At 65.0% G+C, this 11,474-nt stretch carries 10 protein-coding genes; 8 read left to right on the plus strand and 2 right to left on the minus strand.

Going from position 1 to position 11,474, the window contains the following annotated elements:
• Positions 1–4: 4 nt before the first annotated feature.
• The gene (locus tag EC845_RS02435) at positions 5–736 is read right to left on the minus strand and encodes a response regulator transcription factor (RefSeq protein ID WP_123295622.1); all 732 of its coding nucleotides are present in this window, start codon (positions 734–736) and stop codon (positions 5–7) included.
• Between the two features lie 71 nt (positions 737–807).
• On the opposite strand from EC845_RS02435, the gene EC845_RS02440 reads away from it, so the two are divergent.
• On the plus strand, positions 808–2,832 hold the full coding sequence (locus EC845_RS02440; protein ID WP_123295623.1) for a sensor histidine kinase: 2,025 nt from the start codon (positions 808–810) through the stop codon (positions 2,830–2,832).
• A gap of 68 nt (positions 2,833–2,900) precedes the next feature.
• A complete protein-coding gene (locus EC845_RS02445) occupies positions 2,901–3,128 on the plus strand; it encodes a DUF3955 domain-containing protein (RefSeq protein WP_123295624.1) in 228 nt (75 codons plus the stop codon).
• On the opposite strand, the gene EC845_RS02450 is transcribed toward EC845_RS02445, so the two are convergent.
• On the minus strand, positions 3,094–4,140 hold the full coding sequence (locus EC845_RS02450) for an L-dopachrome tautomerase-related protein (protein WP_123296318.1): 1,047 nt from the start codon (positions 4,138–4,140) through the stop codon (positions 3,094–3,096). The genes EC845_RS02445 and EC845_RS02450 overlap by 35 nt on opposite strands.
• A 418-nt stretch (positions 4,141–4,558) precedes the next feature.
• Here EC845_RS02450 and EC845_RS02455 point away from each other — a divergent pair, with 418 nt between their 5' ends.
• The 6 genes from EC845_RS02455 (at position 4,559) to EC845_RS02480 (ending at position 11,466) form a co-directional block, all read left to right on the plus strand.
• Complete coding sequence (locus tag EC845_RS02455) at positions 4,559–5,338, plus strand: DeoR/GlpR family DNA-binding transcription regulator (protein WP_123295625.1); 780 nt, start codon at positions 4,559–4,561, stop codon at positions 5,336–5,338.
• 485 nt (positions 5,339–5,823) lie between these two features.
• Entirely contained in the window at positions 5,824–6,825 is a 1,002-nt protein-coding gene (locus EC845_RS02460; RefSeq protein ID WP_123295626.1) for a tripartite tricarboxylate transporter substrate binding protein, read from the plus strand.
• Positions 6,826–7,030: 205 nt separating this feature from the next.
• Entirely contained in the window at positions 7,031–8,332 is a 1,302-nt protein-coding gene (locus tag EC845_RS02465; RefSeq protein WP_148077219.1) for a four-carbon acid sugar kinase family protein, read from the plus strand.
• 25 nt (positions 8,333–8,357) lie between these two features.
• A complete protein-coding gene (pdxA, locus tag EC845_RS02470) occupies positions 8,358–9,356 on the plus strand; it encodes a 4-hydroxythreonine-4-phosphate dehydrogenase PdxA (RefSeq protein ID WP_123295628.1) in 999 nt (332 codons plus the stop codon).
• 40 nt (positions 9,357–9,396) lie between these two features.
• Complete coding sequence (locus EC845_RS02475; RefSeq protein WP_123295629.1) at positions 9,397–10,533, plus strand: iron-containing alcohol dehydrogenase; 1,137 nt, start codon at positions 9,397–9,399, stop codon at positions 10,531–10,533.
• A gap of 42 nt (positions 10,534–10,575) precedes the next feature.
• A complete protein-coding gene (locus EC845_RS02480) occupies positions 10,576–11,466 on the plus strand; it encodes a dihydrodipicolinate synthase family protein (RefSeq protein ID WP_123295630.1) in 891 nt (296 codons plus the stop codon).
• Positions 11,467–11,474 lie beyond the last annotated feature (8 nt).

Below are 11,474 nucleotides of genomic sequence, written 5' to 3' on the forward strand. Positions count from 1 at the left end.
CGCCTCAGGCCTTGATCGAGGCCGGCAGGTAAAAACAGTAACCGCTGTTTCTGAGGGTCTTGATCGGGAGCTCATGCCCGCTGATTGCCTCGACCCGGCGGCGCAGCCGGCGCATCTGCGTGTCGAGCCGGCGCTGGTCGTATTCGAGATAGTCGGCACCCAGCGCCTGCACGATCTGCCGGCGGCTGATGCTGTCGCCGGGCTGGCTCATCAGGCATTGCAACACCACCTGGTCCTGCTGCGACAGCGGCACAAAACCGGCATCGGGCACATGCAGGCGCCGTGGCCCGAGCTCCAGCACCCAGGTGGCCGGTTGCTCGTATTCAGCGGGCAGCAAGGGCCCCGCAGGCTGTACCGGCAGGGTCGATTGCAGGCCGAGCCGGCGAGTCAGCGCATCCAGGGTCGCGGCGAGTTCGTCCAGGTCGCATCCCTTGCCCAGGTAATGGTCGGCTCCACCCGCCAGTCCGGCGATCCGGTCGGGACTGGTGCTGCGGGCACTGAACACCACGATGCCCACCTGTTGACCGCCTTGCCGCAGACGGCGGATCAGCTCCAGCCCGCTGCCGTCGGGCAGGCCGATGTCGACGATGGCCAGCCGATGTCGCTGGGCATCGAACAGGCGGTCGAAGTCGCCGATGGTGCCCGCACGGGCGACTCCATAGCCCAGCTCTTCGAGGAAATCGCCGAGCTCCTGGCTCAGGACCGGCTCGTCTTCAAGCAGGATGACTTCAGGCATGGCCAAGCGACGCCCGGCCGACGATGTGGTTTATTCTGACGGACTGCACAGGGAAACCCAAAACAATTGAAATGAAATGTTACCGCATCACGGGGGGATGGCTGGCGATCCTCGTCTGGATGATCGCGATGGCCGTGTCGGGGGTCGGCCGCGCTGAAGCGGCCGTTCTCACGCTCGACGCAAAAGGCGGTCGCCAGGATACGGCGGGTTACCTCGAACGTCTGGACGACCCCGACGGCCGCCTGGATGCGGCACAGGCTGCGAATGCCGCGGAGTGGCAGGCGCTGCCCGGTGGCCTGAGCGCCGGTTTCACCCAGGCCACCGTGTGGCTGCGCCTGACGGTCAATGTGGATTCGGTGCGAACCGGCGGTTGGATGCTGCAGCTGGGCAACGCCTTGCTCGACAACGCCCGTGTCTATGTCGATCTGCCGGCCGGTGGATGGGCCGAACTGGGCGACAGCGGCGAAGACGTTCCGCGCCGCGACTGGCCGGTGGACTATCGCAGCCCCGTCTTCGAATTCAATCCCGCAACCGCGCGCAACCACGTCATCCTGGTTCGGCTGCAGAGCAAGAACGCACTGGCCACCCGCCTGGACATCTGGCCGCGGCTGGCCTTCGACAACCAGTCGCGCCGCGAAGGCCTGCTGTTCGGCCTGTACTTCGGTTTCTATGTGCTGCTCATGGCCCTGCACGCGCTGTTCTGCTGGTTCACGCGGGCGCCCCTCAGCGGTCTGTTCCTGGCCTACATCAGTGTCGGCGTGGCCAACGAAACCCTGTCGCTGGGACTGGTCCAGCAAGTCACGCGCCTGCCCGTGCAATGGAGCGACCCCATCCTCGGCGTCGGGATCGCGATCGGCATGATGCTGGGACTGGAGATGTCGTTCCGCATTCTTGCGCTCGACACCCTCTATCCCCGTCTGGTCGCCTGGGTGCGGCGCTCGACGGGCCTGCTGGCCGCCGTATGCTCGGTCCTGATCCTGCTGGGCCATTACGGCCTGGGCATGCCCCCCGTGCAGGCGGCAGCCCTGCTGCTCATGACGATGCTCTCGCTCATGGCCGTCTATCTGCTCTGGCGAGGCTGGCGACCGGTCCGCTTCTTCATCCTGGCCTTCGGCGGCTTCTATGCCGGCATGCTCGTCGGCTTCCTTCGCAATCTCGGTGTCCTTCCGGTCAATCAGATCACCGAATTCGTCTCCACCTTCAGCGGCATGGTGCACATGCTGCTGCTGAGCCTGTTCATCATCGGGCGCCACGAGCGTCAGCGGCGTGCAAACGAGCGCCGCCAGGCCCACGCCGCCGCCGAAATGGCGCAGGAACACAGCCTCAGGCTCGAACACGAAGTCGCATTGCGTACCGCCGAACTGCGCAATGAAATCCTCAGCCGCGAGCGGCTGGAGGACGAACTGCGCGCATCGCTGGCCCTCGAGCGGCGGGTCCTGTCCGAGCAGCGCGACTTCGTGGCCATGGTCTCGCACGAGTTCCGGACGCCGTTGGCCATCATCACCGCCTCGAGTCAGCAGCTCGAGCGCCATCTCGAAGGCCCGCTCGAAAAAAGCAGGACACGCTGCGGCAACATCCGCGGCGCGGCCATCCGTCTGCTCGCGCTGGTGGACGAGTACCTCACCGACGACCGCATGAGCGAGCCGCGGGCCGATCTCCGGCTGCAGGCCTGCGACCTGCATGCCCTGCTCGACGAACTGTGCGGCGAATTCCCGCCTGGGCGCATGCGCTGCACCCGGGGCGAGGGCACCCGCTGGCTGTTCTGCGACGCAGGACTGCTCCGTGTCGCCCTGCGCAACCTGCTCGCCAACGCCGATCGCCACGCCCCCATCGACACCTGCGTCGACATCCTGATGCGCTGTGCCGACCAGCAACTGTGCATCGACGTCGGCAATGTCGGCGAATTCATCGAGCCGGCCGAACGCGACCGCATGTTCCAGAAATACTATCGCGGCCAGAATGCCCAGCACCGTCCCGGCGCAGGATTGGGGCTCTACCTGGTTCAGCGCATCGCCAAACGCCTCAAGGGCAGTGTCGCGCTGACCGGCGCCGGCGGTCCGGAGCCGGTCAGGTTCTCGCTGTGCCTGCCGCGCTAGCGGTGGCGATGTCCCGATCAGGCCATTGCGGCAGAGGATGATGCTTCGCTCCATCGAAAGAACACGGCATGACCCGACTCCGCATCTTCTGGCTCGGTTGCCTGCTCCTCGCTGCCGCCAGCCAGCTCGCCTACCACTTCATCGATCCGCCCACCCTCGACAACCAAGGCATGCTCCACGAGCAGTTCGGCCTGATCCCTCTGGGCCTGCTCCTGACCGGATTGGGCCTCGTGGCCCTGGTGGTCGACGGCATCGGCGCACTCAAGGCTTGGCGTCGCCGGTCCAGACGCGCATGATCCGGTAAGGCGGTTTGCCCGTCTCTTCGGTGCCCGAGAAACCCTGGCTGCGGTGCAACTGATTGACCGCGATGTACAACCAGTCGTCGGCGCCGAAACGCACGCTGTCCGGCCAATCCAGGCGTGCATCGCGCACCACCGGCGTCAGCCGGCCATCGGCCTCCAGCCGGTCGATGCCGTTCTCGTTCATGTTGGTGAAGAAATGGCTGCCGCCCGCAGTCGTGGTCGCACCGTCGGATATCGGCTTGTCGCCCACTTGGCGGATGGCTGCGGCAATCGTCTCGTCCGTGGCGCCGTCGCGGAACAGGCGGGTCGGCACGCTATACCAGCGGGTGCCGGTCATCGCGCCGAAAAACAGCTGTTGGCCATCGGCCGAGAGCGTGATCGGGTTCACCCCCACGGCGGCCGGCTGGCCCTGAAACTGGACGTCCTGTCCGCCAATGCGCATCACTGCGTTCGGCTCGGCCTGAAGGACGGGCGATTCACCAAAACGGCGGCTCTTGCCCGTCGCGATTTCGACGGCGATCAAACCCGGCTTGGCAATGTCGGCGAGATAGATCCAGCCGGTTTTATCATCGACCACCAGATCCTGTATAAAACTGCCTTTGGGGGCAATGTCGGCAGGCAGCTCGATTCGACGAAGCTGTTTTCCCGTCGAAATGTCGAAGGCCCAGATCCGGGTTTTCTCCACATGGAAACCCATATCGGCAATCCACAGCCGATTTTTGCCGTCGATATAAATACCCAAAGGCGAATCGAGCGTGGCGGCCGTGTGGCGTTTGCCGTCGCTCTGCACCGCCGTGCCGGGCCATGCGCGATACCGGTTGCCGGCCGTGACCTCGATCAACTGCACGCCGCGCGGGGCGTCGAGGGGATGCACGGTGGCAAAAACACGCCCCTGCTTCGATACGGCGACATTGCCTGGACGCAGAGGCAGCTCGGCCACCACCTGCAACTCGCCCGGTTGAACGGCCAGCGCGGCAACCGGCCAGGCCAAGGCCGCTGCGGCCATGATAAAACTGGCGGCCAGGTATTTTTTGACGGCTGGGCCATATCGATGCGAACACATTTAACTTCTCCTGATAATGAAAGGATTCCCCGTACCCATGTCGCATGGATAACGTTCAGGTATGGTAATCATGTCGTTCGATATGAAAAACCGGCTCGCACGGCAAAACACTTTCAAATTAAAATTGAAATCCCTATTTCGGTAATCATGGTGCGGGGTCAAATGCACCGGCCGGACCGTCGCGCCAGGGTCCTCGATTGCGTCTGCGGTGATCGCCACCCCCAATCTCGCAGCAGCCGTGGCGCACGATGCATGCGCCCCGGCCAAGCCTGGCCATGCCGCTTCAAGCCGGTCGCACGCTCCCGACTTCGTACAATCCCCGCAATCGTGTTGTGTTGACCAACGGGTTCATGAAGGGCTTATGAAAGTAGCGAATCGTCGAGATGCCATTTTCCAGGCCGTGCAAGAGGGGGTGTCCGACGTCACGGCCTTGTGCCGGAAGTTCGGCATCTCCGAGGCCACGGCCCGCCGCGATTTGCACGCGCTGCAACAGGCCGGCCGCTTGCTGCGGGTGTACGGCGGCGCGGTGGCGACGCCCATTCTTCATGAGCCCGAGGAATCGCTCGAGTCCCGTCAATCCCAGCATCACGACGCCAAGGCCGCGATCGCGCGCATGGGCGCGGCGATGCTGGCCGAGGGCGACACCGTGTTCATCGACGGCGGCACCACCACCCAGAGCCTGGCACGCGAGATCCCGCAGGGTCTGGCCATCCGCATCTTCACCAACAACCTGCTGGCCGTGCAGACGCTGGCCGAGCGCGGCATCCCGGTCTCGCTGGTCGGTGGCGATCTGCGGCCCGGCAGCATGAGCGTGTTCGGCGTGCTGGCCGACCTCGCACTCGAGCGCCTGACCTTCGACAAGGTCTACACCAGCGCCGATGGCGTGGATGTCGAACTCGGTCTGTGCGAAGGCTCGATAGAACAAGCCTGGTTCAAGGACAAGGTGTTTCGCCGGGCACGCGAGATCATCGTGCTGGCCACATCGGAAAAACTCAGCAGGCGATCGCAGATGTACTGGTCGCCGATCAACCGGGCCTGGACGCTGATCACCGACAGCCACGCCCAGGCTCATCAACTGCAGCCCTTTGCCAGCCACGCCTTCGTCGAGGTGCATCAGGCCTTGGCGCCCACGCACGACTGATCCTTCATCGGGATTGCCGCGCTCGCCGCGAACAGGCAGAAGCGGTGCCCCGCCGTTCGGTGAACGGCCGGGATCCGGGCGGCATCGACCAGACCTCGGCCGCTCTTTGCAGACCGATCACGCGACTGTCGGATCACCTGCAGGGCCGCTTCCGGCAATCGCGGCGCCGTTCCATTGCTCGATGGCAGATGCGCCTTGTCTGATGCCAGCGCACGGGCCGACCGCGGCCGGGGTGGCGCTGCGGGCGCTCGCGTCGCGCCGACTTGATGCAATCCGTCGTCGCTGGAACTGTTGAACCGGTCATCTTGGCCCGGGAAAATACGGATACGCAGGGCAAATATTGTGTGTTTTGATCGCATCAATCATTACAAAATGATTGATTCAAGCAGATATTCAAGCCACCACCGGCACGAGCCGCCGCGACGCCGCAGACAGTCGGCGCCAGGCCCGGCCGGGCCATCACCCGGAGCGATCAGGAGACAACCATGACCCAGTCCACTTCCTCGACCAAACGCCGCTTGCTCGCCTCGGGCCTGCAGGCCTGCCTCGGCGCTGCCCTGCTGGCGGCCAGCCCCCTTGCCGCCTGGGCGGACACCGGTGCGTACCCGAACCAAACGATCAAGGTGGTCATTCCCTTCCCGCCCGGCGGCACGCTCGATACCGTGGGGCGGACCCTGGCACAACGCCTGAGCGACCAGATGGGCAAACCCGTCATCGTCGAGAACAAACCGGGCGGCAATGCCACGATCGGCCCGGCCACCGTGGCGCGCAGCACGGCCGATGGCTACACCCTGCTTTTCAATGCTTCGACCTTCCTCAGCGGTCCGATGATCTCCACCGCCGTCCCCTACCAGATCGAGAAGGACTTCCAGCCGGTCGCCCTGGTTGCCAAGGCCCCTCTGTCGGTGGCGATCAACAAGAATCTGCCCATATCGGACATGAAGGGATTGATCCAGTACGCCAAGGCCAATCCCGGCAAGATGACGTTTGCCGTCGGCTCCATTGCCTCGGCCGGCCATCTGTCGACCGAACTGCTCAAGCAATCGGCCGGACTCGATTACATGATCGTGCCCTACAAAGGCACGGCCCCCGCGTTTCAGGACTTGATCGGCGGACAGATCGACGCCTTCATCGACCCGGTTCTCGGTTCGTTGCAATACCACCAGGGCGGCCTGCTCAAGGTGATCGCAACCACCTCCAAGACCCGCATTCCCGTGCTGCCCGAGGTGCCGACGGTCGGCGAGACCCTTCCCGGTTTCGAGTTCTTCAGCTGGTACGGCCTGTGGGCACCCGCAGGCACGCCTGCCGCGGTGATCGCCCGGCTCAACAAGGAAGTCAATATCGCCTTGCAATCCGAGGCGCTGACCAAGTTCAGCGCACAGGGCCTCATCCTGGAACAACGCTCGGTCGACGAGTTCAAGGCTTTCCAGAAGATCGAGTCCGACAAGGCACGCAAGATCGTGGACGACGCCAACATCAAGCTCTGAACGAAACATGCGTGCGGAATAGTCAACCCATTTCGCACGCAAAAACGATCGACTCGATCAATAAAATGATCGTGTTGATCAAAATAGCCCAATAATCAGTGTAAACCCGCATCGGCATCACCCAAGAGTCACTTAAGATTGACTCAATCAATCAGTACACATTCGACCTTGCCGATTGATCGATTCAATCAAAATTGGACCTGACGTGAACACCCCTTTCCTCATCATCGCCGACGACCTCTCCGGTGCAGCCGACTGTGCCGTCGGCTTTGCTCTGGCAGGACTGGACAGCACGGTTCTCCTCGGTTGCGATGTGAGTCCGGGGCGGCAAGCCACCGTGCTGACCGTCGACACCGACAGCCGGCGCGATGCCGCCGAGGTGGCCGCCGGCAAGGCCTGCGCCGCGCTGGATCGGCATGGCGCCGGGCGCGCGGTGATCAAAAAAATCGATTCGACCCTGCGCGGCGGCTGGGTGGCCGAGGTGGCGGCCTTGCAGCCGGCACTCGGCATGGCGTTGGTGGCACCGGCCTTCCCTGAACTGGGACGGGTGATGCGTGACGGCTTGCTGTACGTGCACGGCCAGCGCCTGGCAGACACCGCCACCTGGCAGCTCGAGCATGCCGGTCGAGAAGACCGGCCGGCCGTGCAGTTGCGGCAAGCCGGCCTGCGCTGCGAAGTGCTGCCCTCCACCTTGCTCGACGGCGACGCGGCCGCGGTGCAGCAGGCCGTCGCCCGGGCGATCACACTGGCCTGGACGCAAGGCTGCCAAGCCCTGGTGTTCGATGTCGAACAGACCCATCACCTGCGGCAACTGGCCCGCGCCACGCACGAGCTCACCGGCATCTTCTGGGTGGGATCGGGCGGCCTGTCGCGTGAACTCGCGGCGGCGTTGCCTGCTGCCGGCGCACGGGCGGCCGCAAGCGTTCCCACAGCCGGGCCAGACATTGCACCGGCCTTGCCCTCCACCGGCACCACCGAGTCGCCCGACCACACCGTGCTGACGGTCGCCGGCAGCCTGTCTCCCATGACCCGGCAACAGATCGCCTGCATGGCAACGGATACACGCACCCGTGTGCACACCATCGCCGCAGCCGAGTTGCGCCAGGCACCGGGTGCAGACCGATCCGCAGCCTCCTGGCCGCTTCGCATCCAGGCCGATCTGGCCGGCGGTCTCGACGTGGTGCTGTGCATCGGCACCGACGATCGATTCGACCCCGCCGAGGGACCGCTGTTGGCGCGCCACCTGGCGGCCCAGATCCTGCCGGCCATGCAGATGGCCGGCGGTCTGGTGCTCACGGGCGGCGAAACCGCACGCGCCATGCTCGATCGACTTCGACTGGGCGAACTGCAGGTCCTCGGTGAAAGCGAGCCCGGCGTCGTGGTGTCTCGCACACCGGCCGGCCCTCCCCGTTTCATCGCCACCAAGGCCGGGGCGTTCGGCAACGAAGAGTCGCTGCAGCGCGCCCGCCTGACTCTCCGGCAACGTCTTATTTCCACGCATTCCTGACCCCCATAGATCGGACGCAACCGCCATGAGCGCTTACACCCCTGTCATCGGCATCACCATGGGAGATGCCGCGGGCGTCGGCCCCGAGATCATCGTCAAGAGCTTTGCCAACGCGAACCTCTACAAGCTGGCCCGCGCCGTGGTCATCGGCGACGCCCGGCGCCTTCACAAGGCCCGTCAGCTGCTGCAGCTCGATGTCGACATCCGCACCATCGCCGAGCCTGCCGATGCCCGTTTCGAGCCCGGCGTCATCAACTGCATCGATCTTCCGCTCATCCCGGACGACCTGCCCTTCGGCAAGCTGTCCGCCGTGGCCGGCGATGCGGCCTTCCGCTTCATTGCCCGCGCCGTGGAGCTGGCCAAGGCCGGCCAGATCGACGCCATCTGCACGGCCCCGCTGAACAAGGAAGCACTGCACGCCGGCGGCCACAAGTTTCCCGGCCACACCGAGATGCTGGCCCACCTGACCGGTGTGGAAGAGGTCTCGATGATGCTGGTGGCCCCCAACCTGCGCGTCATCCACGTGACCACGCATATCGGCATCATCGACGCCATCCGCAAGATCGAGCCCGGCCTGGTCCAGCGCACCATCGAGCGCGGTCATGCCACGCTGCAGAAAGCCGGCATCGAGAACCCCCGCATCGCTGTCTGCGGCATCAATCCGCACGCCGGCGAGAACGGGCTGTTCGGCTATGGCGAAGAAGAGGAAAAGATCGTTCCCGCCATCGAGATGCTGCGTGCGCGGGGCCTCGACATCGAAGGCCCGCTGCCGGCCGATACGCTGTTTTTCCGTGCCGGACGCGGCGACTTCGACCTGGTGGTGGCGATGTACCACGACCAGGGCCACGGGCCGGTCAAGGTGATGGGGCTGGAAGCCGGCGTGAACATCACCGTGGGCCTGGACGTCATCCGCACCTCGGTCGATCACGGCACGGCTTTCGACATCGCCGGCAAGGGCATCGCCGACGAACGCAGCCTGATCGAAGCCCTGCGCCAGGGCGCCGAACTGGCCACGCGCCGCTGAGCACACGCTCCATCGCATCTCCCGCATCCAAGGATCCGACATGCATATCCACAGTACTGTCTTGAGCGGCGCAGGCGTGCTCGACGACATCTCCTATCTGCTCGAAGGCAAGCGCCGCGTGCTTTTCGTGAGCGACGCCAACATCGTCCGCATCGAGGGCGTTCAGCGCCTGCTGAAGCAGGTGCAGACGCTAGCCGAAGACGTGCAGCTCATCGACTCGGTGGCGCCGGAACCCACCGACGGCCATGTGCGAGCCCTCGTGCAGTCGCACGACCTGCGCGGCGTGGACCTGGTCATCGGCGTCGGCGGCGGCAGCGTGCTGGATGTCGCCAAGCTGCTCTCGGTGCTGGCCGATCACCAGTCGCCGAAGCTCGACGACCTGCTCGGCGGTGCGCCCATCGCGCGCCGGGTGGCTTCGCTGATGGTGCCGACGACGGCAGGGACCGGCTCGGAAGCCACGCCCAATGCCATCCTCGCCATTCCCGAAAGGCAGACCAAGGTGGGCATCATCTCGCCCGTCATGCTGCCCGACTACGTGGTGCTGGCCCCCGAGCTGACCACGTCCATGCCCCACCAGATCGCCGCCTCGACGGGTGTCGATGCCCTGTGCCATCTCATCGAGTGTTTCACCTCGAACAAGTCCAATCCGGTCTGCGACAACTACGCGGTGATCGGCCTGAAGAAGCTGTTCGCCAGCATCGAACGCTCGGTGGCCGATCCGTCCGATCTCGAGGCCAAGCTCGACATGCTCTGGGCCTCGTACTACGGCGGCGCCTGCATCGCGCACGCGGGCACGCATCTGGTCCACGCCATGTCCTATCCGCTGGGCGGCAAGTACCACATCCCGCACGGCGTGGCGAACGCCATCCTGCTGGCTCCCTGCTTCGAGTTCGTGCGCCCGCTGGCAGTCGACAAGCTGGCCCAGGCCTACGACCTCGTGCCCGGTGCCGACCCCAGCCTGGATGCCGAAGCCAAGTCGCACGCGCTGGTGCGCTATTTCGGCGAGCTGGTGCAGCGTCTCCAGTTGCCCGGCAGCCTGCAGGCCCTGCGCATCGAAGCCGACGAACTGCCCGCGCTGGTCGCAGGCGCACTCGACGTGCAGCGACTGATCCGCAACGTGCCCGGCACGGTCACCGGCGACGACATCGAGAAGGTCTACCTGAAGCTGTTTCAGTGAATGGATACGACCCCGACCCGAACCCCATAACGAAAGCTAGACATGTCCAGAAAACTTGAAGGTGTGCTGACCGCCATCGTGTCGCCGGTCGATGCCGACCACCGTTTCAACGAGACAGCCTTCCGCGAACAGATCGAACGGCAGCTTGCCGCCGGCAACGGCATCTTCTGCGGCGGCACCAACGGCGAGTTCTTTGCCCTGACCGAAACCGAAAAGCTCGCCGTCGCAGCCGTCACGGTCGAACAGGTGAACGGACGCGCGCCCGTGGTCGGCCACGTCGGCGAAATTTCCACGGCCGAATGCATCCGCATGGGCCGACAGGTCGTGGCCCAGGGCGTCGATGCCGTTGCGGCCATCACGCCCTACTTCGTGCCGCTGACCCAGGACGAACTGGCCGATCACTTCACGGCCATCGCCGACGCGCTGGACGTGCCCGTCTACCTCTACAACATTCCGGCGCGCACCGGCAACACCATCGCGCCCGAAACCGCAAGACGCCTGGCGGCGCATCCCCGGATCGCGGGCATCAAGGACAGTGCAGGCAGCTACGAAAGCCTCAAGGGCTACCTCGACGTGGCACGCGACATCGACGACTTTGCCGTCTTCAACGGCCCGGACAGCCTGATCCATCAAGGCTTTGTCGACGGCTGCGCCGGTTGCGTGTCGGGCCTGGCGAACGTCGCCCCGCGTGAGATCAACCTGATCTGGAGCAACTTCCAGGCGGGCCGGATCGAAGCCTCGCGCCTTGCCCAGGACAAGATCAGCAGCCTGCGCGAAGCGCTCTATCGTGTGGCTTTTGCACCGGCTGCCGTCAAGCGCGCCGTCCGGCTGCTGGGCTACCCGGTGGGCGACAGCAAGTACCCGGTCCGCATCGGTGCCGAGCAGGAACAGGTCATCCTCGACGTGCTCCGCCGCCACGACATCACGGCCTGAGCGCCCCA

Origin of the sequence: Comamonas sp. BIGb0124, assembly GCF_003752175.1 — a bacterium.
GTDB lineage: Bacteria > Pseudomonadota > Gammaproteobacteria > Burkholderiales > Burkholderiaceae_C > Comamonas_F.